General features: G+C 45.9%; 28 protein-coding genes and 2 pseudogenes. 16 read left to right on the forward strand and 14 right to left on the reverse strand.

Going from position 1 to position 25,690, the window contains the following annotated elements:
- Window positions 1-17: 17 nt before the first annotated feature.
- The 5 genes and pseudogenes from UNITIG_RS03455 to UNITIG_RS03475 form a co-directional block, all read right to left on the reverse strand.
- Window positions 18-350, reverse strand: coding sequence for a TusE/DsrC/DsvC family sulfur relay protein (locus UNITIG_RS03455; protein ID WP_200821158.1), 333 nt, complete (start codon window positions 348-350; stop codon window positions 18-20).
- 2 nt (window positions 351-352) lie between these two features.
- Window positions 353-652, reverse strand: a complete 300-nt coding sequence (tusB, locus tag UNITIG_RS03460; RefSeq protein ID WP_101757107.1) for a sulfurtransferase complex subunit TusB — start codon at window positions 650-652, stop codon at window positions 353-355.
- Between the two features lie 15 nt (window positions 653-667).
- Window positions 668-1,030: a sulfurtransferase complex subunit TusC gene (gene tusC, locus UNITIG_RS03465; RefSeq protein ID WP_159931071.1), complete on the reverse strand. Its 363-nt coding sequence runs from the start codon at window positions 1,028-1,030 to the stop codon at window positions 668-670.
- 5 nt (window positions 1,031-1,035) lie between these two features.
- Window positions 1,036-1,442, reverse strand: a pseudogene (tusD, locus tag UNITIG_RS03470) (sulfurtransferase complex subunit TusD).
- Between the two features lie 65 nt (window positions 1,443-1,507).
- Window positions 1,508-2,194, reverse strand: coding sequence for a Bax inhibitor-1/YccA family protein (locus UNITIG_RS03475; RefSeq protein WP_101757109.1), 687 nt, complete (start codon window positions 2,192-2,194; stop codon window positions 1,508-1,510).
- 426 nt (window positions 2,195-2,620) lie between these two features.
- Between UNITIG_RS03475 and dnaX the strand changes: the two genes are divergently transcribed.
- From dnaX to UNITIG_RS03505, 8 genes are all read left to right on the forward strand, one after another.
- The gene (gene dnaX / locus UNITIG_RS03480; protein ID WP_101757110.1) at window positions 2,621-4,414 is read left to right on the forward strand and encodes a DNA polymerase III subunit gamma/tau; all 1,794 of its coding nucleotides are present in this window, start codon (window positions 2,621-2,623) and stop codon (window positions 4,412-4,414) included.
- A 33-nt stretch (window positions 4,415-4,447) separates the two neighbouring features.
- Window positions 4,448-4,765, forward strand: a complete 318-nt coding sequence (locus tag UNITIG_RS03485) for a YbaB/EbfC family nucleoid-associated protein (protein ID WP_101757111.1) — start codon at window positions 4,448-4,450, stop codon at window positions 4,763-4,765.
- A gap of 61 nt (window positions 4,766-4,826) precedes the next feature.
- Window positions 4,827-5,426, forward strand: coding sequence for a recombination mediator RecR (gene recR / locus UNITIG_RS03490; RefSeq protein ID WP_101757112.1), 600 nt, complete (start codon window positions 4,827-4,829; stop codon window positions 5,424-5,426).
- A gap of 2 nt (window positions 5,427-5,428) precedes the next feature.
- Complete coding sequence (locus tag UNITIG_RS24895) at window positions 5,429-5,803, forward strand: ribonuclease D (protein WP_255399425.1); 375 nt, start codon at window positions 5,429-5,431, stop codon at window positions 5,801-5,803.
- A complete protein-coding gene (locus UNITIG_RS24900; protein ID WP_255399426.1) occupies window positions 5,788-6,063 on the forward strand; it encodes a hypothetical protein in 276 nt (91 codons plus the stop codon). The genes UNITIG_RS24895 and UNITIG_RS24900 overlap by 16 nt, the downstream gene beginning before the upstream one ends.
- 14 nt (window positions 6,064-6,077) lie before the next feature.
- On the forward strand, window positions 6,078-6,575 hold the full coding sequence (locus UNITIG_RS24005; protein WP_235015238.1) for an HRDC domain-containing protein: 498 nt from the start codon (window positions 6,078-6,080) through the stop codon (window positions 6,573-6,575).
- A gap of 43 nt (window positions 6,576-6,618) precedes the next feature.
- The gene (locus tag UNITIG_RS03500) at window positions 6,619-6,900 is read left to right on the forward strand and encodes a YcgL domain-containing protein (RefSeq protein ID WP_101757113.1); all 282 of its coding nucleotides are present in this window, start codon (window positions 6,619-6,621) and stop codon (window positions 6,898-6,900) included.
- 2 nt (window positions 6,901-6,902) lie between these two features.
- Window positions 6,903-7,343, forward strand: a complete 441-nt coding sequence (locus UNITIG_RS03505) for a YcgN family cysteine cluster protein (protein WP_101757114.1) — start codon at window positions 6,903-6,905, stop codon at window positions 7,341-7,343.
- A 135-nt stretch (window positions 7,344-7,478) separates the two neighbouring features.
- Here UNITIG_RS03505 and UNITIG_RS03510 read toward each other — a convergent pair whose 3' ends face one another.
- From UNITIG_RS03510 to UNITIG_RS03520, 3 genes are read right to left on the reverse strand one after another with little or no spacing between them, the layout of a single operon-like run.
- Window positions 7,479-8,609 (reverse strand): GNAT family N-acetyltransferase/peptidase C39 family protein, encoded by a 1,131-nt coding sequence (locus UNITIG_RS03510; RefSeq protein ID WP_101757115.1) that lies wholly within the window; start codon window positions 8,607-8,609, stop codon window positions 7,479-7,481.
- Complete coding sequence (locus UNITIG_RS03515) at window positions 8,600-9,706, reverse strand: DUF2817 domain-containing protein (protein WP_101757116.1); 1,107 nt, start codon at window positions 9,704-9,706, stop codon at window positions 8,600-8,602. Before UNITIG_RS03515 ends, UNITIG_RS03510 begins: the two co-directional genes overlap by 10 nt.
- Before the next feature lies 1 nt (window position 9,707).
- Window positions 9,708-11,168 carry a RimK family protein gene (locus tag UNITIG_RS03520; RefSeq protein ID WP_101757117.1) on the reverse strand — a complete coding sequence of 487 codons (1,461 nt, stop codon included), beginning with the start codon at window positions 11,166-11,168 and terminating at the stop codon, window positions 9,708-9,710.
- Window positions 11,169-11,564: 396 nt separating this feature from the next.
- Between UNITIG_RS03520 and UNITIG_RS03525 the strand changes: the two genes are divergently transcribed.
- From UNITIG_RS03525 to UNITIG_RS03550, 6 genes are all read left to right on the forward strand, one after another.
- Window positions 11,565-12,824, forward strand: a complete 1,260-nt coding sequence (locus UNITIG_RS03525) for a dicarboxylate/amino acid:cation symporter (protein WP_200821159.1) — start codon at window positions 11,565-11,567, stop codon at window positions 12,822-12,824.
- 143 nt (window positions 12,825-12,967) lie between these two features.
- A complete protein-coding gene (locus UNITIG_RS03530; protein WP_101757119.1) occupies window positions 12,968-13,309 on the forward strand; it encodes a hypothetical protein in 342 nt (113 codons plus the stop codon).
- A 193-nt stretch (window positions 13,310-13,502) separates the two neighbouring features.
- Complete coding sequence (locus UNITIG_RS03535) at window positions 13,503-14,708, forward strand: vWA domain-containing protein (protein WP_159931072.1); 1,206 nt, start codon at window positions 13,503-13,505, stop codon at window positions 14,706-14,708.
- A 25-nt stretch (window positions 14,709-14,733) separates the two neighbouring features.
- The gene (locus tag UNITIG_RS03540) at window positions 14,734-15,750 is read left to right on the forward strand and encodes a hypothetical protein (RefSeq protein ID WP_101757121.1); all 1,017 of its coding nucleotides are present in this window, start codon (window positions 14,734-14,736) and stop codon (window positions 15,748-15,750) included.
- A 160-nt stretch (window positions 15,751-15,910) separates the two neighbouring features.
- Entirely contained in the window at window positions 15,911-16,759 is an 849-nt protein-coding gene (locus UNITIG_RS03545; RefSeq protein ID WP_101757122.1) for a MoxR family ATPase, read from the forward strand.
- A gap of 28 nt (window positions 16,760-16,787) precedes the next feature.
- The gene (locus tag UNITIG_RS03550; protein ID WP_101757123.1) at window positions 16,788-17,963 is read left to right on the forward strand and encodes a VWA domain-containing protein; all 1,176 of its coding nucleotides are present in this window, start codon (window positions 16,788-16,790) and stop codon (window positions 17,961-17,963) included.
- 118 nt (window positions 17,964-18,081) lie between these two features.
- Here UNITIG_RS03550 and UNITIG_RS03555 read toward each other — a convergent pair whose 3' ends face one another.
- The 6 genes from UNITIG_RS03555 to UNITIG_RS03580 form a co-directional block, all read right to left on the reverse strand.
- Window positions 18,082-18,849 (reverse strand): RNA methyltransferase, encoded by a 768-nt coding sequence (locus tag UNITIG_RS03555; RefSeq protein WP_101757124.1) that lies wholly within the window; start codon window positions 18,847-18,849, stop codon window positions 18,082-18,084.
- A gap of 97 nt (window positions 18,850-18,946) precedes the next feature.
- On the reverse strand, window positions 18,947-19,861 hold the full coding sequence (locus UNITIG_RS03560) for an IclR family transcriptional regulator (protein WP_101757125.1): 915 nt from the start codon (window positions 19,859-19,861) through the stop codon (window positions 18,947-18,949).
- A 108-nt stretch (window positions 19,862-19,969) separates the two neighbouring features.
- Complete coding sequence (locus UNITIG_RS03565; RefSeq protein ID WP_101757126.1) at window positions 19,970-20,422, reverse strand: PaaI family thioesterase; 453 nt, start codon at window positions 20,420-20,422, stop codon at window positions 19,970-19,972.
- The gene (locus tag UNITIG_RS23340; RefSeq protein ID WP_200821160.1) at window positions 20,415-20,609 is read right to left on the reverse strand and encodes a hypothetical protein; all 195 of its coding nucleotides are present in this window, start codon (window positions 20,607-20,609) and stop codon (window positions 20,415-20,417) included. Before UNITIG_RS23340 ends, UNITIG_RS03565 begins: the two co-directional genes overlap by 8 nt.
- 352 nt (window positions 20,610-20,961) lie before the next feature.
- Window positions 20,962-21,651, reverse strand: coding sequence for a sensor histidine kinase KdpD (locus UNITIG_RS03575; protein ID WP_235015239.1), 690 nt, complete (start codon window positions 21,649-21,651; stop codon window positions 20,962-20,964).
- Between the two features lie 32 nt (window positions 21,652-21,683).
- Complete coding sequence (locus tag UNITIG_RS03580) at window positions 21,684-23,327, reverse strand: tetratricopeptide repeat-containing response regulator (RefSeq protein WP_101757127.1); 1,644 nt, start codon at window positions 23,325-23,327, stop codon at window positions 21,684-21,686.
- A gap of 333 nt (window positions 23,328-23,660) precedes the next feature.
- On the opposite strand from UNITIG_RS03580, the pseudogene UNITIG_RS03585 reads away from it, so the two are divergent.
- A pseudogene (locus UNITIG_RS03585) lies at window positions 23,661-24,095 on the forward strand (DUF416 family protein); the annotation flags it as partial.
- A 201-nt stretch (window positions 24,096-24,296) separates the two neighbouring features.
- The gene (locus tag UNITIG_RS03590; protein ID WP_200821161.1) at window positions 24,297-25,583 is read left to right on the forward strand and encodes an ammonium transporter; all 1,287 of its coding nucleotides are present in this window, start codon (window positions 24,297-24,299) and stop codon (window positions 25,581-25,583) included.
- The last annotated feature ends 107 nt before the right edge of the window (window positions 25,584-25,690 follow it).

Raw genomic sequence — 25,690 nt, forward strand, 5'->3', positions numbered from 1 at the left:
TTTATCTAATCCTTACATTATAAACAGTTATCCGGCTTGGGTAGGCCGGCAATTTTGGCAGCAATTTTAGCAGGGCTGCCAGGAAACAATTGCAACAAATAAATGCTGCGGCCTTTGTCTTTTCCTAAATGTTGGGTGATATATTTTACCAGCGGGCGCATGGCTGGCGATATTTCAAACTGTTGATAAAAGTGTCGCAATAAATGAATGATTTCCCAGTGGTCAGCACTTAATTCTATCGACTCGTTGCTGGCTAGTTGGTCAGCAATGTCTTCATCCCAATCGTGCAGGTTTTTTAAAAATCCTTCTTTATCCAGAGTGATAGTGCGCCCATCAATTGAGAGGTTCACAGTTAGTACCAGCTCTGTACGCTTTTGTGCTGGGTGCTTAGCGTCACAAATTCTACATCGTCAATAACAGTAACGGTGTCGCTAAGTTGATCAGACAGGCCACGGGCTTTTATATCTGCGACCAGCGCATAAAATCTGATGTCGCTATGTTGTTCGATTAGTGCTGCATACTTGGTGTGATTTTTGGCAGCGTAAACACCGTCTTCAATAAGCAATATAGAACTGCCCGCACTGCAAACGCGCAAGCACTCCTCGAAGCTTGAGTGGTTAAAGGGCGACTTGTTTACAGTGTGTAAAATCATAAGTGATTACAGCGGTCAAAAATTTAAAATAATATCGGCTTGTAATAATAGCGCCGACATCCCGGATTGATCCAGAGGTTTGGTCGCAATGAATAAATCAGCTTCGTTGATATGTCTGGCGGTTAGTGCATCGGTATCCACAAAAAGGTTATTGATATCATACAGCTCAAGTGCTGAGAGTAATTTTTGCTGGCTTTTTAACCCTAGGTCTTCTGGCTGCTGTTGATCGAGCAATTGTAAAACCCCGTCGCCAGTGAATAACAAGCTAAGCTGTTGATCGAATACCGCGGCTGCCAAAGCGATATCAATGGCTTCGCGGCTCAGTGCGTTACCGTAGGGAGCTTTTCGGCAAACTAGCAACAGATGTTTTTTTTCCATATTGCTCATGGCCCAAAAGTAATTAAGCGGTCGGAGTGAATAGCCGCATCGACAAGTTGCCCCAGGCCGGAAATCTCAAAGGGGGGGCTTAAATTACTGGCGGGTTTTTCGTAACGCTCTGCCTCTGTGGCATTTATCACTCCTCGCTTTAATGCGCTGGAGACACAAACCACAAGATCCATCTCATATTTCTGAGCTAATTGTTGCCATTGCTGTGGGATGTTTGTCTCATCCTGCGGTGGGATACTGAGGGTATTGGCGCTATTAACGCCCTCGTGATAAAAAATACCCGATAGAGTTGATGGCCGCCATCAGCAGCAGCTTTAGCAAAACGCAAGGCTGTAGTTACCGACTGGCTGGAATAGGGTGAACCTAAGACAAGTAGCGAAAATTTCATAGCCGTGGCTGACATTAGTGAATGCTAGATAAACAAAAGCCCCGATAAATATCGAGGCTTGGTTAAAGCAGGGTGAGAAATTAATCGTCGCCCATTGCGCCTAGCAGGTGCAGTAGGCTGGTGAATAAATTATAGATATCCAAATACAGTGCAACGGTTGCCATTAGATAATTAGTTTCGCCGCCGTGAATAATACGGCTGGTGTCAAACAAAATAAAACCAGACATCAGTAAAACGATACCGGCGCTTAACGCTAATTGTGCAGCGGGAACGTGGTAGCCCATCATGCCGCCAACCATTAGCACTAATGCAACCAGCACCAGAACTACCAATCCTGTCATCAGGAAGCCACCCATAAAGCTGAAATCTTTACGGGTTGTTAATACATAGCCTGACAGGGTGAAAAATACCAAGGCGGTTCCACCCAGGGCTTGCATTACAATGTTGCCGCCATTGGCCATGGCCAGATAGTGGTTCAGGGTTGGCCCTAAAGCGGCACCCATCAACGCAGTAAAAGCAAATACGACATAAACACCTTTTGTGGTGTTAGCTGTGCGGGGTAATACAAACCAAATTAACACAATGGCGGCGATCATCATGACCATGCCGGCACCGAAGCCCAGATTCATTGCCATTGAAAGTCCAGCGGTGATAGCGCTGACTAGCAATGTCATCGATAGCATCATATAGGTGTTGCGAAGGACTTTATTGGTGGCTAATGCTGAATCAGCTGATTGGCTGTTAGCAAAAACTGGATTGTCACGCATAGTTTTCTCCGTAGGGGTTAATCTGCATGTTATGTTGGCACCATCATAGCTAACTAAGTAGTAAAAGCAAGATCTAGCATCGGTAGCAAGTAATTGATTTTGCAGCTTTTACTAAAGTTAACACTGGGACAGCGGCAGTGCCTCTTAGTTCACCAATATTAAGGAATTGTCAGGTTGTTTGAATGTTTTAATATTCAGTTGGGTGGGCAGGTGTTTTATCGCGGTTTACAGTAAGTCAGCCCGCTATTTCCCACAGGGGTTATTTGACTATACTGCTGCAGGTAGCTTTGCGGGTTTTAGCTAGGGTAAATCTGGTATTTATCGTCGCTAAGTCTTTGTCTTTCTAACAATTCTTCTGAGCTAGACGTTTATGTATCGGCTGTGCTGGTGTATCCTTCGAGGCTGGATTAATAGTCGGTGAAGTGCATGAGTTATCAGGTACTGGCGCGCAAATGGCGGCCAAAAACCTTTCGTGAAATGGTGGGGCAGGAGCATGTGTTGAAGGCGCTAATAAACGCGCTGGATCATAATCGACTGCACCATGCGTATCTATTCACAGGCACCCGTGGTGTGGGCAAAACCACCATCGCTCGAATTTTGGCCAAGTGTTTAAACTGCGAAGCCGGTGTCAGCTCTGAGCCCTGCGGCCAATGCGGGGCATGTGCGTCTATTAATGAAGGCCGCTTTATTGATTTGATTGAAGTGGATGCGGCCTCCCGCACCAAAGTCGAAGACACTCGCGAGTTGTTGGAAAATGTGCAATACGCGCCAACAGTTGGGCGCTATAAGGTGTACCTGATCGATGAAGTTCATATGCTTTCGACTCACAGTTTTAATGCCTTGTTAAAAACCCTGGAAGAACCACCGCCCCATGTGAAGTTTTTGCTGGCGACTACAGATCCCCAGAAATTACCCGCGACTATTTTGTCCCGTTGTCTGCAGTTTAATTTAAAAAATATGAGCCCCGAACGCATTGTCGGCCATTTGCAATATGTGCTTGAACAGGAAATGGTTGGTTTTGATGACCCGGCTTTATGGCTATTAGGCCGTGCTGCCGATGGCAGTATGCGTGATGCCATGAGCTTGGCTGATCAGGCTATCTCCTTTGGTTCCGGTAAATTGCAGGAGGCCGATGTTCGCAATATGCTTGGCAGCATCGACCAAACAGCGGTATACGATATTCTCGAAGCGCTGGCGTCACTGGATGGTGCGCAAATACTTGCGGCCGTGGCGCGCTTGTCAGAACATGCGCCGGATTACGGTTCGGCGCTGGAAGAGTTGTTGACTTTGTTGCATAGAGTTGCGATTGCGCAAGCGGTACCGGATGCAACGGACAACAGCTTTGGTGACCGTGAGCAGGTGATGCAGTTAGCAGCGCGATTGGCGGCAGAAGATGTACAGTTATTTTATCAATTGGGAATAAATGGCCGGCGTGATTTACCGCTGGCACCGGATCCGCGTAGTGGATTTGAAATGGTGTTGCTACGGATGCTGGCGTTTAAGCCGGCGGGTATTCCTGAGCTGCCACAAGTAAGCATTCAAAACAGTGATCTCAGTCAGCCCCCGGTGTCTTCGGAGGCGCCGCAACCTACAAAAAAGTCTGAAGCGCCGCTACCGCCTGCGGCCATTACTCCAGCTGTTGTAGAAGCTGAACCTGAGTCGGTAGTGCCCGCAGCTGCACCCGCACCGGCGATAGCCACAGTGGCGGCAGTTACAGAAACTGTTGTAGCGGCTAAGCCTGCTAGAGCTGAGTTGCAAGTTGCTGTTGAAGTACCAGCGGCAATCGCGATTGCTCAGCAGCCTAAGTCCGATTTACCCGAGTCAATATCACTACAAAACCTGACCCCGGAGAACTGGAGTCATGCCTTCGAGCAATTAGGTTTTGGTGGCGTAGTTGGCAATATCGCCTCCCACTGTGTGTTGCAAAAAATTGACGGCGATCATGTGCATCTTTTATTGGATGAAAATAACGCGACACTCTTCAATGAAAGCTACAGTAATCGCATAGAGTCGCATTTAGCGGTGACATTGAATGCGCCGATTAAATTGACTATCACCGTGGGTGTGGTGGCAGTAGAAACACCTTCAATTTTAAAGGAGCGGCTGAAAGCGGAGCGTAGACAGCAAGCTTTAGTCAGTTTACAAAATGATCCCAATATACAAGTATTAATTAATCAATTTGGTGCAGAGTTAGATGAGCAGTCGGTAGAACCGATTTAAAACGGAACTCAAGCGTGGAGCCAAGAGGTATGTATGAACATTAATGATTTAATGAAGCAAGCGCAGCAGATGCAAGAGAAAATGCAGCAGGCACAGGAAGACCTGGCAGGAAAAGAAGTGCAGGGAGAGGCTGGTGCCGGCCTTGTTAAAATTGTGATGAATGGCCGTCATGATGTTCGTCGTGTCAGTATTGATGACAGCTTGTTAACGGAAGATAAAGAAGTACTGGAAGACTTGTTGGCCGCTGCGGTTAATGATGCGGTGCGTAAAGTTGAAGCCACTAATCGCGATGCCATGTCCGGGCTGGCGGGCGGTATGGATTTATCAGGATTTAAAATGCCCTTTAGTTAAGTCTTTTTTATAATAGTCAGCAAATTATGTTTTATAAAATCAACCAAAGAACAGAAGTCCTATGGCATTTAGCCCCTTAATAGACCAGTTAGTTGACGCGCTTCGCTGTTTGCCCGGAGTAGGCCCAAAATCTGCTCAGCGCATGGCCTTTCATTTATTAGAGCGAGACCGTGAGGGCGGTTTTAAATTAGCGAAAAAATTAGAGCAATCGATGACCGGTGTCACCCGTTGTGAAAATTGTCGCACCTTAACCGAGCAATTGCGCTGTTCTTTGTGTGAAGACCCCAAGCGCGATCAATCTACAATCTGTGTAGTTGAAACCCCGGCTGATGTTTTTGCCTTTGAGCAGTCCGGCATTTATCGCGGTTTATATTTTGTATTAATGGGGCATTTATCACCAATAGATGGTATTGGCCCCGCCGAGATCGGAGTCAGTGATTTGTTGCTGCGCCTTCGTCAGGAAAAAATTGACGAAGTTATCCTGGCCACCAACCCAACCGTAGAAGGCGAGGCCACTGCTTTTTATATCACAGAGCAAGTCAAAGCCTTAAATATTAAAGTGTCACGTATTGCTCACGGAGTACCGCTGGGTGGTGAATTGGAATATGTGGATGCCGGTACACTGGCCCATGCCCTAGCCGGCCGTAGGGTCGTGGATTAATAATGACGGATATCAGCCAGCACCAAATTGAACACCCGGTTTATATTGATAACAACACAGATTTGGCACGTTTTTGTCAACAGTGGGCCAAGGCACCAGTGTTGGCACTGGATACAGAATTTATTCGTACCGATACGTTTTATCCCATTGGTGCTTTGGTGCAGGTTTCAGATGGCACTGGCTGTTTTTTAATTGACCCATTATCGATTGATGATTTCAGCCCCTTTAGCGCGCTGTTAGAAAATAAAGACATTACTAAAGTGCTGCATTCCTGTAGTGAAGATTTAGAAGTGTTTGATCGCTTGTTCGGTGTTATTCCTAATCCACTGGTCGATACTCAAATTGCCGCAGGTCTGGATGGATGGGGTTTAGTTTAGGCTATCAGCGGATGACGGAAGCGTTGCTGCAAATTCATGTGCCTAAAGGCGAGACCCGCTCCAATTGGTTACAACGACCACTAACGGCTTCACAGATTCATTATGCTGCCTTGGATGTAGCGTATTTACCGACGATGTATGAAAGGTTGCGGGAGTCCTTAACGGCAAAAGGTCGTTGGACGTGGTTGCAGGAAGAATGCGCAACCGTGTTGCAGAAATTTTCTGCAGTGGATAACAGTGAAGATTATTATAAAAAGTAAAAGCGGTGTGGAAGTTGTCGTCATCACAGCTTGCGGTGTTGCAAGCGGTCACCACATGGCGCGAGGGGCAGGCAAGGGCGCGCGATAAACCGCGGGGGCGGATATTAAAAGATAGCAGCTGCTACGATATTGCTCGCGTGCAACCTGGCGATCTTAAAAGTTTATCGCGGATCAGTGATATTAGCTCAAAGACACTGCACCGATCTGCCGATGAATTATTGCAGATTATTAAGCAAACACAGGCCTTGGATGAGAATGATCTACCAGCGACGTTGCCCAAACCCTTACCCCCTGAAACGGGCTCTATACTAAAACGATTAAAAAATCATGTGCAGGCAAGGGCTGAACATTTGCAAGTGGCTGAAGAATTATTGGCAAAAAAACGGGATTACGAAGCTCTGTTGCGTTCGGGTGTTGACGATGGGCGCTATCATTTACCGGAAACATTGTGTGGTTGGCGTAAGGCTGTAGTGGGTGATGATTTGCTCAGTTTGCTACAGCGAGAAGCTTAATCGTTCACCCTTGGTTACGTTTGAAAAAAACGTCGAGAACAGCATGAAAAAGATTTGTACCATTTACCGCAGCCCCAAAAAAGAAGGTATGTATCTCTACGTCGATAAAAAAGAAGACTTGGAGCGTGTTCCCGCCGTATTATTAAAAAAATTTGGTAAGCCGGAATTGGCCATGACGTTGGTAATAGAGCCCACCCGTAAATTGGCCAGGGTGGATGTTACCAAGGTGTTAGCGGGCTTGGACGCAGAAGGCTACTTCCTGCAAATGCCACCCCAGGCCGACGCCAGCATGCGAGCCATCCACGAAAAAAACAGTAAAATGTAACCATGGCTAAACGTGTATTCTGGGAGCAAAAGACTCTGGCAGAAATGTCTTCTGAAGAATGGGAGTCTTTATGTGACGGCTGCGCAAAATGTTGTCTGCATAAATTAGAAGACGAAGATACCGGCGACGTATATTACACCAAGGTAGTCTGTCGCTATATGGATGATAACTGCCGCTGCACCGAGTATCAGCGCCGTAATGAGTTGGTCCCCAACTGTGTTTGGCTACGGCCAGAGGATGTTGCAGAGTTTCATTGGCTGCCATCTACTTGCGCATATCGTTTAGTTGCAGAAAAAAAGCCATTGCCCGATTGGCATCCGTTAATTTCGGGTGCTCCTGAAACGGTGCATCAGACGGGTGTGTCGATTAAGGGGCGTGCGTTGAGCGAGGAGTATGTACATCCTGACGGCTATGAGGAACATATTATTCACTGGGTGGAATGATATCTTTTTTGTGATGTGTTAGCGCAGTGTTTTAAAAAAGTCTCAACAGCAAATTCCTCCCGTCCCGTTTTATTGTCATTCCAGGTAGTCTGTTAACACCCCAATTACACATTAAATACTGTGGTCGTAGATACATTAGTTAACTTCCAGAGGTTTTATTGCCAAAGCCGTTCTCAAGCGGCTACTCCCAAAAGCTGACATTTTGTCAAAGTCGGCACGGGCTATAGGCAAGTACTGGCAATCAATCGGTAACAGATTTTTTTCTGAAGGGTCCGGGTCGTGGACATATAGGCAGCGGTCATCGATACCGGTTACTGTAACCCAGTGCGGCGTTTTTTTACCGTCGAGTTGATAGGTGCTGATCAATACCACTACGGCATAGCCTTGTTGCAACCAGTCGGCAATTTGTTGCTGGTTGATGTCGCCATAGTGAATGTTGATAGCTGGATGCGCTTCCGTACGTTGTAGAAATTGTTGATGCACTACATCCAGAATATTTTTCTTGTTGAGTTTACGCACGCCATCAATAAACAACGTGTCATGTGTGTTGAGCCAAACTTCAGTTTCAAAATTATTGTCACCAGCGGCTAGCGCTAAACCAAAAGGGTGACAGCCGCCGTGGCCGGAGGTCATAAAAATACTTGTCGCTTGCCGCCAGATATCCAGTTCCAGCTGTTGATCCATTCGCAATTCTGGTTCGAGGCTGGCCATGGCCATCATCAGTGCAGCTGGGCCACAAGTGAAGTTGGTGGTTTGACAATACCATGGCGTCTGTAATTGCAGGGTTTCCTGTTGTACCTGGGCAATAATTTTTTGCATGCGCAGGGCATCGCTGTGATCTTCATAGTAATCACTAAACTCGCCAAAAATTCGATAGCCATTATTTTGGTAGAGGGCGATGGCCGTCTCATTATGCTTGGCAACTTCCAGTCGTAAAAATAATCGTCCTTGTTCAGCGGCGGCTTTTTCCAATGCTGATAATAATTGTCGGGCAACGCCTTGCCCGCGTGCTTCGGGTAAGCTCGCTAGCGAGTACAATCGCGCCAACCGGGTTCCTTGATGGCACCAAACCAGCCCATAACCCAGTATTTTTTGATGCTGCTGGGCTACCAATAAAATGCCATGCTCGGCTTTAATCCAGTGTCGAAAGCTGCGACGAGTGAGCCTGTCGCTGTCAAAGCAGCGATCTTCAATTGCCAATAGTGCATCTACATCGCTCAGTTCTGCTTCGCGAATATCAAGTTCGATGGGGGCGGCTAACGCCATACATTGCTATCCAATAAATAATGAAATAATTGCCAGCCACGCATTAGCACTGACTGTTGCCATAAATGATCTTGCGGGCAGAAATGTTCGACCATCCGTTGCCTGATACTAGCCTGCTCATTACTACTCACTGAGCCTTCCAATTGCCATTTTCGGCGCCATAAGTCGTGATCATCAAGTAATACTTCAAACAGTGCATCAGTGCCGTAGCTACCGAATTCAAGGGTTAAAAAACAACCGCTATCCTCCATTAGCTGATGCCAGCGGTAATCTAACAGCCCTTGTTTAGGCACTGAAAATGAACCGCCCTCAGCGGTTACGGCGACTGACTGTCCCAATAATTGCCTGGCGAAATGATTGCCGTTGCTACCACTGGGGTGGTCGGATATCAGCTCGCCATAACCCCAGGGGCCGAGACCGGTATGTAAATCCATGACCAGTAATTCTCGACCTGCTAACGACCACTGTGCAATTAATTCATTAATGACTGTTTGCGCGTGCGCCGGGCTTTGGCCGCCATAAAAAGGTGCCCAGTTAATATGATACTGACCACCGCTTAATACTTTATCGAAATAGCTTTGTCCCCATTGCTGTTGTAACTGTTGCAATTGCTGGCGTCGAGAAATGCTGTCCAGCTGCATACAGGCTAACACGTGTTCATAGTCAGGATGGGGGATAGCTGTCTGGTTGAAATCAATAAAATTGCGATTGAGATCAATACCCTGATGATCGCAGCGACGCGCTTGATCCATGCCCCAGGGGTTTAACGCGTGCAACATGACGACGGCTTTGTCTTCCGCTAACCGGGTACCTTGAGCTGCCAGCTCAGCCAGAAAAAAACGTTGCAAGGCGCTACCACAATAGCCTTCGACACCGTGGGTACCACTTATTATAACCAGTACTTTATTGGCTGAAGGGTTGCCAAAATAAATTGCGTCGCTGCTCCAGCTACTGGTCTCTCCAGGAAGCGTTAAATTCCATTGTAGCTGTTGATGTGGCAAATGCTGATTGTCACAACGGCGTAAAAAATCTGTCCGACAGGCGTGGTAATCTTGCAGAAACCACGCTGCTGGTTGGCTTAATGTGTTTGCCTGCATACTAGCGGCCTCTGGACTCCAGTCGGCGCAAAAATTCAGACATAATTTGCATATACAATTCTTCGCCCAGATATTTATCCTCTACCCCGCAGTCAATACTGGGGTTGTCATTGACTTCCAATACATAGGCCTTGCCATCAGTTTCTTTGATATCGATGCCATACAGACCATTGCCAACAACGGCTGCAGATTTCAGCGCTGCATTCAATACTGCTTTGGGAACTTCAAACGTGGGCAGGGTATCGAAACCGCCAGAGAAGAAGCGCTTGGAGTCATGGTTGTAAATTTGCCAGTGGTTACGCGCCATATAGTAACGGCAGGCATAAATCGCCCGGCCATTAAGTACTCCCACTCGCCAATCGTAATCAGTGCGCAAGAATTCCTGTGCCAGTACTAGCGCCGAGTCTTTTAACAGGTCCTGTAGAGTCTGAAATAACACTTCGCGGTTTTCCGCTTTATAAACACCGCGTGAAAAAGAGCCTTCAGGCATTTTAAGCACGACAGGATAGCCTAATTGTTGTTCCAGAGTATCAAGGGTGGCGTCACTACTATCGTTAATAAACAACGTCGTCAGGCTGGGTACCTTTTGATAGTTAAAAGCGTCGTGTAAAAACACTTTATTACAACAGCGTAAAATGGAATCCGGGTCATCAAGTACCACGAGCCCATTGGCTTCAGCTTCTGATGCCAAACGATAAGTATGGTGGTCAATTGCTGTAGTTTCACGAATAAACAGCGCGTCGAATTGATTGATATGCAGTAAATCGGCAGCAGTAACAGTCTGTACCCGTATTCCTAATTTTTCTCCCGCTTTAATGAAACGTGCAATAGCCAATTTGTCACTGGGTGGTACGGCTTCTTCGGGGTTAACTAACAGTGCCATGTCCCAGCGATATTGCTTGCTGGCACTGCTTTTTTGCCACTGTAATTGGGAATATTTTTGTAGCACCTCCAAACAGAAGGCCTGCTCTTGTTGGCTTAATTCTGGCAGTGAACAGCGCTCCAAATTAACAGCAACACCGGAAGCGGCAGCTACAAAACTGATTTTTAACAGGGGTGCAGGATATTGTTGGAACACCCGGTTAGCCAGTTTTTTATAGCGGCTATCAATAACTTCACCCATGCACATGATATGGCTAACGGTTGCTATTTCCGTGTTGTCAGTTTCTACCAGTAACTCTTTACCTTTAAGCCACAGGCCATCACCTTTATTGGCAAAGGTGCGCAAAGCATTAATAGTTTTAATACTGGGAAGTGCTTGATGATGGCGGGCTTCTGCCAGTAGTGAACAATAATACCCCTGGCTTAAATAGCGTTCGGTATTGCACAGGTTAATGACACGAATCTTTGGCTCATTGAGTTTCGGGTAGTCACGCAGATAAGTTTCAAAGCTAATCGCGTTTAACGATGCTTGTTCAAGCGAGATGGTTTCGTCATCCACTACAAAAAGTGTCTTATACATTCGTAGATCCAGTAGAGTGGAGTGATGCTTGGCACATCAATAGCGAACTGACGGTTGGGCACCCCAAGGCACTCGGGGTTAAAAAAATAGCTATTTACAGCAAAGATCAGGGTAGGGCAAGTATTATTAATAGCAAGCAAGGAAAAGTTATTTAATGATTCAAGTGCTGGTATTGGTCTGCGTATGAACTCGCATATCTTTGTCATAGATCAAGCTATTGCATCACCGCTGGCTTGGTCGGGAATGTTAAGATCAAGAGGTAGTTTTTGATCATCTGATAAGGAATAACCTGCCACTAAAGCAAGGTGCCTGTATGTCTAGTAATGCTCGTTTTTACCTCCCCCATTGCACCATTTAACTGATCGGTTAGAGCGGTGGGTTAAAGGGCGCTTATGGTTGCAAGTCCTGATTGCTTTGGCACTGGGGATTGCATTGGGTTTCTTACTAGGGCCTGAACTGGGTTTGGTGGATAAGAAAACGGTCCGAATTATTACTGCCTGGCTGGCGCTGCCAGGGCAAGTATTTTTGGCGTTAATACAGATGATCGTCGTGCCGCTGGTAATCGCTTCTGTGGTACGCGGTTTAGCTGCGAACAGCGATCCCCAGGCATTGAAAAAAATTGGCTTGTTGGCACTGGCTTTTATTATGTTCACCACCATTGTTGGTACTGTGGCCGGTATTGGTTTAGGCCAGATTATTCAACCGGGCCAGCACATAAATAGTGCTGCTTTGGATGATAGTATGATGAGTGCTAGCGTATCTACGCAGACTGCTGGAGGTTTTCCGGCAGCAGAGGATATGCCTGAAAAAGTTATTTCGTTGTTCCCGAAAAACCCTATTGCCTCGATGGTATCCGGTGAGATGTTGCAGGTTATTTTATTTGCCTCTATTTTAGGGTTTGCCTTGATTTCCATCCCGGCAAAACAGGCACAGCCATTGTTCGATCTATTGGGAGCATTGCAGGAAGTCAGTATGCGAGTGGTGTCCTGGGCAATGTATTTAGCGCCATTGGCGGTATTTGGGTTGATTAGTAGACTGGTGGCCAATTTAGGCATTGATGTGCTGACCGGCATGTTGATGTATGTGTTTACTGTGGTTAGTGGCTTATTGCTGTTAGCAATATTGTATGTGGTGATAATTAAAATGGTAGGGGTGGTGAGTCTTCGCTATTTTTTTGCCCATATCAAAGAGTTGCTATTGCTCGCATTCTCGACCAGTAGCTCAGCGGCGGTGATGCCGCTGACGTTGAAAGTCACTGAAGAAAATTTGCAAGTAAGAGCAGGTGTGGCCAGATTTTTAGTCCCGTTGGGTGCAACTATTAATATGACCGGCACTGCGCTTTATCAAGGCGTTGCTACAGTATTTTTAGCGCAGGTTTTTCAAGTAGAGTTGACTTTTAGCAGTTATGTTTTTGTCGTGACTATGGCCATTGCCGCATCTATTGGCTCTCCTGCTACACCGGGTGCCGGTATTGTTATTTTGAGTATGGTACTGGAAGGGGTTGGCATTCCAGCGGCAGGGATTGCTTTGTTACTTGGGGTGGATCGTATTTTGGATATGTGTCGTACTGCCATTAATGTATTGGGTGACGTGGTCATGTGCTGCGTGGTAGAAAAGTTATTACCTAAAGATTCCGCGATCGAGGATTCTAACTAGCCGTATAATAGTCTGTGTATTCTTGTTGGCCTTTTGATAGTCCATGCTGTGGTCTTTTTTATCCATAGCGCATCGTGATACTATTTAGCTGCTGCGTTTCAGTAGCGACCCCATCAGTATTTTTAAAGAGGCAGTGTCCAATAATGGAAACAGGCAGTGAATATTATTATGCATGGATTATTTATCTATTAGCAGTCGCTGCTGCTCAATTATTACTTTGGAAAATTCTTTCCGGAATAAAGAATCGAGATATTACCACCGTGATGCAGTTACTGTTACTGGCGGTGCTGATAGTACCTGCTAGCCTTGAGCAGTCAGGCTATTGGGTTCCCAGTTTTATGGCAGCATTAATGGAGGGTATCAATTTAGGGTTTGAGGCTGCCTTACCAAGAATATGGCCAATATTAATTGCCATGTTTATGTTTGTCGGAACTTCATTATTGTGGGCAATGCGACGGCGCAGTAGGCAGCAGCTAAGCCGATGATAGATTCAATATGCCTGGGCGGATTATGCCTTGTATAGTTTCCTTTGGCCTTTGATGTGCTGTTGTTAATCTTCAAATACCTGCTATAACTAGTTGTTAATATTGCTGTTTATTTGTTTTTATGGAAATAAACGCTGAATATTAACCGGGCAGCGATGTGGTGTAGCTGCCCTCAATGCGAGTTCCAGTCTGTATGAAAAAAATCCGGCTTGCGGTGTTGCCACTCATGGGCGTGTTATCAACGCTATTCATGCTGTTATTAAGTGGTCAGCTTAATGCCCAGCAGGCCACTGTGGAAAATAGTGCGATTGGCGCCTCTGCTCAAAGCCCTGATGTCAGGGTTGTCATCGATATCTCCGGAAGTATGAAACAGAATGACCCGCAGAATCTACGTCGTCCGGCGTTAGAGCTGTTGGTGCAATTATTCCCACCAGGTTCCAAGGCCGGGGTCTGGACCTTCGGTCAATGGGTTAATAATCTGGTTGCCAGCAAAGATGTTGATCAGGCTTGGCGCGATAACGCATTGTCGCAAGCGCTCAAAATTAATTCGGTTGCATTACATACCAATATTCCTGCCGCTTTGCTCAAGGCCGTGGATGATATTGATCAGCTAGACCCTGCCTATAAAGTGCACTTGATATTGTTAACAGACGGCATGGTCGATATTTCAAAATCGCCAGCTGAAAACGCTAAAGCCCGCGACCAAATTATTAATCAGATTTTACCGCGGCTACGTGCAGCGGGCATTACTGTGCATACGGTTGCGCTGTCGCAAAATGCTGATCGCGAACTGATGGAGCGTTTAGCGGTTGAAACGAATGGTTTAGCAGCCGTTGCCGAAACCGCAGAAGATCTTACCAATATTTTTTTACAGGCTTTTGATGCGGCGGTACCAGTAGAGCAGGTGCCACTGGAAGGCAATACGTTTTTAGTTGATTCCAGTATTGAAGAATTTACGGCGCTAATCTTCCGCAAACCTGGCAGTGATGCTGCCGTATTGATCTCACCAGAGAAGCAACAGTTCACCTTACAAAATCATTCCGATGATATTAAGTGGTTTCGCCAACAAAATTACGATTTGATTACGGTAACCCGCCCTTATGAAGGTGAATGGACCATCAATGCTGAACTTGAGCCTAATAGTCGAGTCACCATCGTTAGTAATTTAAGCTTACAACTGGCGCCTTTGCCCAAGGCCAGTTTCGTGGGTGATAAATTAGAATTGATGGCGGCTCTACAAGAGCAGGATAAAACCATTACGCGTCCTGAGTTTCTGAATTTAATAGAAGTGTCAATGCAGGTGTTACGGCGCGATGATGGTGAGCAGTGGCGATATTCATTATCTGAAGTAGACCCATCCCGATGGACGGACACTTTATCGGTAATCTCGATATGCTGAATTCAGTGGCGTTTATGATGTCTCAGTGCATGCTGATGCCAAAACTTTTCAGCGCAAAGTTAAGCAAACCATAGCGATACGTGAGGCGTTTGAGGTTCGTAGCCGCAGTACTAAGGACGATATTCCCAATCATACTGTTAGCCTTTTTGCCCGCAATGCGGATATTGATGGCGCTAATACGAGTGTTATGGCAACCCTGCTATTGCCTGATGGCAGTAACCAGCAAGTATCGCTAGAGGCTAGTGCAGACCGGCGCTGGCAATTACTAATCGAAGGGGTAGGTCAGTCGGGTTTATATATTGTCAGTTTTGAAATCAGTGGTCGCTATAAAGATGGCACTGCCTTTAAGGTTAACACTAATCCGTTAGAAATAGAGCACGAAGTGCTTGGTTCGGAAATTATTCGACCGGTGCCAGTGGTGCCCGTGAGCCCGCCGCCTGAAGCTGAAAACACACCTGCTAAGCCCCAGCCTGAGTCAGAAGTGACGCCTGAGCCAGCAGAGCCGGTGGTCGAGGCTGCCGTTGAGCCCACACAGGAAGAAGGTATTAATTGGGGGCAAATTTTACTTTATGCGGGAATCGGTCTAGGTAATCTTTTAGTGTTAGCGCTAGGCTATTTTGCTTATAAGGCTGTGGCCAGTAGCCCCAGTGAATCGGCTATTCTTGAGGGGCCGGATGACATTGAAGTGGACGAGGATGAAGATGAAGATGAAGATGATATTGAAGAGGATGATGAGGTTAGCGAGGGTGCGCTAGATGACCTTGATGAGGAGCCTGCAGTAGCTGCAGCCGCAGTGACTCCAGCGGTAGAAGATGCTGCCGAAGCTGAGTCTGATGAGATGGATACCGAAGCTATTGATGACCTTGAGGATGAATTACTCGATGTTGGTGAGGTCGATGTTGAAGACATTGATATCGATATCGATGATGTTGCTGTCGAGGATGAGGAAGAGTTAGAAGCAGAGCCCATGGACGACCTGGATGATATTTTAGATTTGCCTGACGATGCCATCGATATCGACCCAGCCAGTGATGACAAATAAATTATCTGACTATATGTAGGGGCTTTAAGAGCCCCTTTTTTGTGTTCGTATGTTTTAAAGTGGCCTATTTGGATAGTGTCGGTGGGCCGGTTCGCCACTTGCCATCATCATTAAGTCTGGTAGTCTAAACGCCCATTTTTTTGCTATAGATGATATTCCCATGAAGTTTCAAGGCACTGATACCTACATCGCAACTGATGACTTACAAATGGCCGTAAATGCGGCGGTCACCCTGCAGCGTCCGTTGCTTATCAAGGGTGAGCCTGGTACCGGCAAAACCCTGTTAGCCGAACAAGTAGCAGAGTCTTTGGGGATGCCGCTCATTCAATGGCATATTAAATCCACCACTAAGGCCCAGCAGGGTTTGTATGACTATGATGCGGTATCGCGTTTACGGGATTCCCAGTTGGGTGATGAGAAAGTTCATGACATCAAGAATTACATCAAGAAAGGGAAGATGTGGGAGGCTTTTGAGTCTGATCAGCAAGTCGTATTGTTGATTGATGAAGTCGATAAAGCCGATATCGAATTTCCCAACGACCTGTTGGTTGAGTTGGATAAGATGGAGTTTTTTGTTTACGAGACGGGTGAAACTATAAAGGCCAAGCATCGTCCGATTATCATCATTACCAGTAATAACGAAAAAGAATTACCTGATGCTTTTTTGCGTCGCTGTTTCTTTCACTTCATCAATTTTCCTGACCGCGAAACCATGCAACGAATCGTTGATGTACATTACCCTAATATCCAGCAACAGTTAGTCACAGAGGCTTTGGAAGTGTTCTTTGACGTGCGGGCAATTCCAGGTTTAAAGAAAAAACCATCCACCTCTGAATTAATCGATTGGTTAAAGTTGTTGATGGCTGATGACATCCCTGATGAAATTCTTAAAAATCGTGATGCCAGCAAAGCCATACCGCCATTGTATGGTGCATTGTTAAAGAACGAGCAAGATGTGCATATGCTTGAGCGTTTGGCCTTTATGCATCGTCGTGAGAGTCGCGGCTAGTCACTGGGTGTGAACGGGTAGTTACTCTATGCTGATCAGTTTTTTTCAAACCTTGAAGCGCGCCAATGTGCCGGTGTCGATTAAGGAGTTGCTGGATTTAATTTTAGCGCTGCAAAATCATTTGGCGTTTACTGATATTGATGATTTTTATTTTTTAAGCCGCACAGTTTTAGTCAAGGATGAGAAGTATTTTGACCGCTTCGATCGCGCCTTTGGCTATTATTTTCGTGACCTTGAAACCCTTGAAGATGTTATTGAGGCGCTGATACCAGAAGACTGGCTGCGGGAAGAATTTACCAAGCAGCTCACTCAGGAAGAAAAAGATAAAATTGAATCTCTTGGCGGTCTTGAAAAATTAATCGAAGAGTTCAAAAAGCGCCTGGAAGAACAAAAAGAACGTCATCAGGGCGGTAATAAATGGATAGGCACCGGCGGTACCTCACCTTTTGGTCATAGTGGTTACAACCCTGAAGGGATGCGTATTGGTGGTGAAAGTCGCAATAAAAAAGCGCTTAAGGTCTGGGAAAAGCGCGAATTTAAAAATCTTGATGACGATGTAGAAATTGGTACTCGCAATATCAAAGTGGCGCTACGAAGGTTAAGAAAGTTTGCCCGTACCGGCGCTGAAGACGAGCTGGATTTGGATGACACCATCAGCTCCACTGCTAAAAATGCTGGCATGCTAGACATTAAAATGGTGCCCGAAAGGCACAACGCAGTAAAGGTACTGTTATTTTTTGATGTAGGTGGTTCCATGGATCCACATGTAAAAGTCTGTCAGGAGATGTTTTCTGCAGCGCGTTCTGAATTCAAACATATGGAATATTTTTACTTCCATAACTTTATTTACGAATCGGTTTGGGATAACAATATTCGCCGTCACACTGAGCGCTTAAGCTTGATGGATGTCATGCATAAGTACAGCAGCGATTATAAGGTGGTGTTTATTGGCGACGCCTCAATGTCTCCCTATGAAATTGTTCAACCCGGCGGCAGCGTTGAACACTGGAATGAAGAATCCGGTGAAATGTGGATGCGGCGCTTAAAAGAAACCTACGAAAAAGTCATTTGGATAAACCCGGTGCCCCCGGAAGATTGGCACTACACGCATTCTATTAATTTGACTCAACAGCTGATGGAAGGGCATATGTACCCATTGACAGTGAAGGGGTTAGAAGAAGGGATGAGCTATTTGTCCAAGTGATGTTAGTAGCGATTACTTGGGTATCTTTTTAGGGTTAGCTATGTATTTAGGCAGATAGTTTGTCCTTATGATAGTAAAAAGACTTCAATGTTGAGTGATAAAAAAATACCAGCTCTTATCATTGTCTAAAAGCAATCAATGCTGCAGTAATTGCCACATTCAAAGACTCAACACCGTTATTCATTGGAATTCTCAGCTGCTGATCTGCGATTTTGGAAATATTAGCTGACACTCCTTCCGTTTCATTTCCCAGTACATACACTACAGATTGTTTCGGTTTGTAATCAAATAGCGATTGTTTTGCGTGCGAGGATAGTGTGCAGATACTGGTTTGCTGTTGTTTTAATTCCTGAAGTGCTGTTGCTAAATCGTCGCAATGCAATAAACGGGTTTTAAATAAAGTACCGACACTGGCTTTGATGACTAGCGGTGAAAGTGCCGCACAGCCTTTGCGCGGAATAATCAAACCATCAACACTGCCTGCACACACTGAGCGAATAATCATGCCTAAATTTTGTGGGTTGGTAATGCTATCTAAAGCGATCAGGTTGAAAGGCTGATCGGGCTTGCGATGATGAATAAACTCATCGACGGATTGGTGTTTAGCAACTTGGATGTCAGCCGCTACGCCTTGATCCTGTTTGCTGTTACGGGAAATTCTTGAGAGCGCTTTGCGGTCATGCCACTGGATTTCAATCTGGCGCTGCTCAGCCAGCGCAACAATTTCAGCTACAATACCACCGGCTTTATTGGAATCGGCCAGATGCAATTTGTAAATGTTGAGGCTGTTATCCTGCAGCGCTTCTAGCACGGGTTTGCGACCGTAGATGGTGAGTAAATTATCAAAGAAAGCTTTTTTTTGCTGGTAGGCGCTGGAGTCGGTCATGCTGCGTTGGTTTCTGGCTGAAAGTATGAGCGAATAATGATAGCAGCCCAAATAAGGCTGCCACTACTAAAAGTTTTTATATCGCAGCTAACCTGCGTTACTGCATTCTTACTCCGGGTGTGGTCTCGCGCGCGGCTTTGGTTACGCGTAATGAGGCTTCTTTTAAGCGTTCAGCAATATCCAAAATTTCAGCGCCGGTTAAAGCCTGGGTAATCGAACCGACGGTAAAGGTTAATTCCGGTGTGCGGCTATAGCCAAATACAGGTACCGAAATATTGCAGACATCGTAGCTACGCTTGGGATCAATTCGATCCAAATGGTAGGGTTCGTCACACAGGGTTTGTTGATAGGTGTTGGTGGCTTTTTCCAGAGTATCCAGACTCCAGTTTTCATTCAGTACCGCCAGACTTTTACCCAAGGTGGCTTCGGCTGATGTTTTAAGCGTCACTTCAAAGCCTCGTGAGTGAATGGCGATCACGGATATACGCAGTGATTGATCGAACTTTTCATGGTACTCGCCCCTGGAATTATGCGAGCGATCCAGCCATTGCTGCAATTGATTTGCTGGTGACCAGGCAATAAAGCAGGCGCCTAGTGGTGCGATATTGGGTAATCGCAGCCCCATTTGAAAGGGGGATTCGAATGGCGCGGAGGTACGATAATGGGCGAGCAGTACAATATGACTACCGGAGCGGCCGATAGCACCACAGCCCATGCCCAACTCCGAAGTGAGTTTTTCGAGTTCCGGGCGGGCATATTCCAATACCGGGAATTGGGCAAAGGCTGCATGGCCCGCTGCGGCAATCGAGGGGCCTAAGCGATAAGCTTTGGATTTGGAATCCTGGACTAAAAAGCCGTAAGTGCTCATGGTAGTTAGAATGGCATGGCAGGTTGCCTTGTTAAGGTTAAGCCGTCGGGTAATATCAGTCAGGCCGAAGGATTGATGAGGGTTGGCCATCAGTAGGTCGATGATGGCTAGCGCTCTGGCTGTCGGTTTTGAAAAAAGTGCCATTGATGGTTAATACTCACGCCGATTAAACAGGCTGTGCAGTATAAATAAGTGCGGGGCGGTAGGGTAATTTATGACGCAAGTTTAATAAAATGAACCGTGATGCTGGTCCTATTGATCAGATAGCAAAAAATTGGCTCTAGCCATGGCGATTGGGGTGTGTTCGTGAGTTTGCCAACAGGTCATGGAAACGTTGACGATTTTTCGCCCCTGTCTCACCACTTTGCAGCGGGTGAAACTATCGCGTTGACGGCCAGGGCTCAAATAATCGATTGAAAAATCGACCACTTTCGGCACCGTCAAAATATCAGCAAACATCATCACGTACAGTACGCCTGCAGTTTCCATAAATCCACCGAGTACACCGCCGTGAATGGCCGGTAAGGTGGGGTTGCCTATATTGCTATCTTTCTGTGGCATCCGAAAAATAAACTCATCTCCGATAGGAAAGCTCTCAATGCCAATTAATTGTGCATAGGGAATCTCTGCAATCAGGGCATCCATGTCACGATTGGCAATCGCCTGTTCAACGCGTTGATGGGTGCTTGTAGTGTGTTCAGGCATTGGTGGAGGTCCCCACGTTTTGCACGTTTACCGGGACCGGCATTAGCATAAAGGCTGCGACACAGGTGGCGATGGGTTTATTGATATCATCTTGATAAGCAATGCCGCGGGTGAATACAACATTGCTAGTGACACGGTAGGCTTCAGCATTGGCAAACACCGACCTATTAGGTGTTGCTGCTGACATATAATCAATACGTAAGTCGAGGGTGGGGCCAATCTCGTAAACCCTTCCAGTGACAGTTGCACAGAAAACCCTAAAGTAGTATCCAATAGCGTAGTGATGGCGCCGCCATGGATTACGCCGGTGTCGGGGTTGCCAATAATTTGCCGGGAGTAGGGCATCTCGAGAGTAATTTTTTTCCTTTCGATGTTAGCAATGCGTAAATCGAGTGTGACGCAATGCGGCAAGCAACTGAGTACCTCTTGCAGCGTTTCGATGGTAAGTGGGGTCTCAGTCATGTTGGGTCCAGAGTTTGCTGCAGCTAAACATAGTTGTGAAATCGCGATCAATATCAGTCACATGTTAGCAGAAGTAATTAGGGCAAGATTAATTTAAAACAGCCGCCACCGCCGGGAAGGTTGGAAAGTTCTATAGAGCCCGTGCGGTCTTTGCAGTGGTGGATTGAAGCAATTTGTTGGGAAAAAAACAAGCCTAGATTGGTGCTGCCACTATTAAAATCGATGCTGCGCTCTTTATTGCTAATGTTATCGATAATCGCTTTTGGGTAGCCACTGCCATTATCGATGATAGTGATAACCAGGTTTTTTTCGATAATCTCGGCGGATAAATCAATATGATCCTGAGTGTATTTTGCACAATTCACCAGAATATTGGTGACTACCCCGGCAATTAAGTTTTCATCAAAGTAGCCGGTAAGGTTGTCATCGCAATGAATGTTTATTGTTACATTGTTGACTTCAAATAATAATTTTTGACTTTCAATTTGTTCTTCCAAAAAGTCGTTTATAAAGACTTCTTCCAGATTTAAAAATAATTGGTCGCTGTTTAATCGATAGAGCCCTAGCAAATAAATTAGGGCGTTGTTGATGCGTGAGGCTTCTCCACGAAGTACGCTGTAACTTTTCCGCTGTTCAGGACGCTCTTCTGCGGTGATATCAATCATTTCATCAAGCGAGGTGAGCAGCATGCCCAATGAATTTTTTATATCGTGGACTGACGACGCCAATAACATTGAGAAATCTATCGGGTTTTTTGAGTCTGTCATTATTACTCCGTAACGGCAGAATGAAAGCCTAATTAAAGACTGCTTTTCATTTTTGCCAGGTGTTCACACAGCACTTTATAACGGTCATGTAGTGGGCTGCTGCTGTCTAAATGACTTAGTTTTTCTTTGGCAGCAGTGCAGCGTTGAATCATAGGGGCATTTACGCCAGTGGCTGCCATCTCTCGAACAAGTGCCAGCATCAAGTTAAGATTTAAACCAATATTGTTGGGGTAGTGTTTAAGTGCTTGGCTGAATAAACGAATGGCTTTGCTGTATTCTTTAGTGGCAAACAGGTCTTTGCCTTCCTGGTTAAGTTCGATAGCTTTTTGTTTGCCTTCTTTGCTTAAGGGTTCGTCTGAAATGCGATCAATTGCCTGACAAATTTCAGGATTATTTTGATGGCTTTCGGCGAGATCCTTAAGAATCGATTGTGCTTTTTCGTGGTCTCCTACAGACTTATAGGTCTTCGCCATATCCAGCATCAGCTCAGCTGATTTATTGGCGGTTCCTGAAATTCGCTGTTGAATATCTTTGATCTTTTCCTGTGATTTTTCAGTATTGCCGGCACTGGCGTGTACACCTGCTTCGAGAATATCTGACTGTAACTCGATGTTTTCATGGTCTTTGTATTTGCGTTTTACTTTCTTAAGTGCTTCTTCTGCATCTTTAATTTTAGCTTTGGCATTGTCCGGGTTGTGGCTAATTTCTGAGTTGATGCAACGAACCAGATTAAAGTGTTGTTCCGGGGATTCATAAACAGAATTATTGCCCAGTCTAATGACTTTTTTACGTGATAATTCAGCACGTTCCCAGTCGTGGTTGTCCTCGGAAATTTCAGCGAGTTTTTCTTGCCTGACAATAGCGTTAGGGGAGACCTCAATGGCTTTTTCCAGTAACTTTTGCGCAGCTTCTATGTCACCTTGACGAGTTTTTATATCTGCAAGGCAGTCATAGATTTCAAGACATAAACAGCCATCATTAATAAGTTTATCAAAGACCCCTTCGGCTTCATCCAGATCGCCCAGGGCCATTAAGGATTTACCGAGACCTATTGATGCCCACTCTAGCTCACGCTCATCCAGAATTTCTTCATAGACTTTTTTGGCTTGACTGTAGCGATGCTTCTTCAGAAAGCAGCTGCCCATAATTTTGTAGCAGCGCTGTTCATATTTGTCATGCAGCTCAATTCTTTCCTGGCAGAGTTCAATTGCGCGATCAAAATCCAGAGTATCCATGGCGTTATTAATTTCATACAGGGACTCTTTTTCCAGTACCAGCCGATCCAGTCTTTTTTGTAAAACCCCTTGAGTGAAGGGTTTGGTGAGGTAGTCGTCCGGTTGATACTCGAGGGCACCGAAGACCATATCTTTGGTGGTTTCGGCAGTGATCATCATATAAATAGTTTTATTTTGAAGGATATTTTTGAAGCGCAGTTCTTCCAGAATTTGTTGGCCGTTTTTATTGTCTCCTAAATTGTAGTCAGCAAGGATGATGTCATAGGGGTTTTCTTCGCATTTAAGGATGGCTTCTTCCCCGTTAGAGGCGGTATCCACCCGAATCATGCCGAAATTATCCAGCATGCGCCTAATGGAGCCGCGCATATCCGGAAAGTCATCAATAACTAATGCGGTTTTTTGTTTATAGATTTTGATAACATCAATTTTTGTAAGGGTCATAAGTCACTGCTTGTTCATATTGTTGTTGGCCAAGACATGAGTGCATTGAAATTGATGCTGACCAGCTCAAAAAAACCTAATAATTTCAGTAAGCTAGTATAGTTCAGATATATTTATTTGCAGTGTTCGCTGTAGTTTATTGGTTCTATTGTGTGGACGGTAGCGACTTTTAGATCATTGACAGCCTGATTAAAGGTTTGGGGGAAGATTTGAAGCAATACGATGAATTGGAAAGTCTGGAGGAGTGGCAGTCATTGGCCTTCGGGGTGGTGTTGGTTTCCCGTATGGGGGCAACTATCGGTTGTTTTGTGAGCTGACAGGTGCGGGGATGCGGCCTTATTTAGCAATATGCTCAATTTGGTCTGGGAGTTTGTCGGAGGAAAAAATCAGCGTATTGATTTCCAGAAGCAGCTAGACAAGCTGGAAATCATCACTCCGGATCCTGAGCAATATGATATATATGGGGTTTGGCCTGCTTTGGATGCAACTGTTGCTATGGCGACTTTATTGGGTGCTTGCGAGCGCTGGGACTTGAGTGAGATTGAGGCAATTGCTGATTTGTCGATGGCCACTATCCAGGGCTATATCGAAGCTGTCGGTGACGCGGTTCAGGATCATCCGCTGATACACTCAGAGCTCTCTTTCGTTGAGGCGTTGTTGGCATTAATCGCGGTTAATGCCCATCGTGGCAGGGCGGAGGTAGTGGCCGTCTTGAAAGCCAGTCTAGGCGAGCAGGAGGTGACGAATATTGGCTTGGCTATTGAATAATTGCGCATTGCCCTCACGCGTGGATTGCTTCTTAAGGTGTTCGCTATATAATGCCCCGACATGGTGCTTTGAAAGGCTTCGCTGCAAATAAAAGTCTCGCGCCATAATTCTAGATTTAGCATTAATTAAATAATGTAAGCTATTGATATAATAATAAGTATTATATTTTTCAGCTAACTAATGGGGGAGAGAATGGGATTCATGTCCAGGCACTTTGCTGTGCTTATTAGTTTATTAATTTTACCGATGGTTGCCCGTGCTGATGATGCGCTCAGCGGTGCCAATACCGGTTGGATACTAACATCAACTGCCCTTGTGCTGTTTATGACCCTGCCAGGCCTGGCTTTATTTTATGGTGGCCTGGTTCGATCTAAAAACGTCCTGAGCGTGCTGATGCAGTGTTTTACTATCGCCTGCATCGCTTCCATTTTATGGTTTGTCGCAGGCTATAGTATAGCCTTCAGTGAAGGTGGTGCTTTTAGTGGTGGTCTATCCAAGATGTTTTTGGCTGGCGTAACCCTTGACTCACTGAGTGGTGATATCCCGGAAACCGTATTTATCATGTTTCAAATGACCTTTGCCATTATTACCCCCGCGTTGATAGTAGGCGGGTTTGCTGAGCGAATGAAGTTTTCCGCTGTGGTGCTGTTCTCGGCCCTGTGGCTATTGGCTGTATATGCACCAATCACTCATTGGGTGTGGGGCGGTGGCTGGTTAACTGAAATGGGATTGTTGGATTTTGCTGGCGGTACAGTAGTGCATATCACGGCTGGTGTTGCTGCGCTAGTCTCGGCGCTGGTACTTGGGAATCGCAAAGGTTTTGGTGAGACTGCGATGCCGCCACACAATATGACTATGACGATTACTGGCGCCGGTATGCTCTGGGTGGGCTGGTTCGGTTTTAATGCGGGTAGTGCTTTGGCAGCAAATGGCAGTGCCGGTATGGCGATGATGGTGACCCACTTGTCCGCCTCTGCTGGCGCCTTTACCTGGCTGTGTATTGAGTGGGTGAAATACGGTAAGCCCAGTGCTCTTGGTGCGGTAACTGGCATGGTGGCTGGTTTGGGTACGATTACCCCCGCTTCGGGCTATGTGGGCCCTGCGGGCGCACTGGTAATAGGGATTACGGCCGGTATTGTGTGTTTCTACGCGACCCTGACCTTGAAACAAAAGTTAAAGATTGATGATTCGCTGGATGTATTTCCTGTTCACGGCGTTGGCGGCATTTTGGGAACATTTATGGCAGGTATTTTCGCTAGTTCTGAGCTGGGCTTGTTCAGTGGTCAAGGTTTGGCGGAAGGCATGACTATTAGCAAGCAGCTGGTCGTTCAGTTAATTGGTATTGGCGCTACCTTTGCCTATACCGCGGTAGTTACCTATATTCTGTTGATCGTTGTGCGCTCCCTGGTTGGCTTGCGGGTCGCTGATGATGAAGAGACCCAGGGGCTTGATGTCATTTCTCATAATGAGAGCGGCTACGATTTGTAAGTCTGGATTTCCTTCCTTGCAGCCCGGTTATCACCGGGCTGTTTTATTTGTTATTAGTGGCTAATTATTACTCAAGATATCGATTACACTGCCGATAGCGTTATTGA

It is taken from the genome of Oceanicoccus sp. KOV_DT_Chl, from assembly GCF_900120175.1.
In the GTDB taxonomy this organism is placed as follows: domain Bacteria; phylum Pseudomonadota; class Gammaproteobacteria; order Pseudomonadales; family Dasaniaceae; genus Oceanicoccus.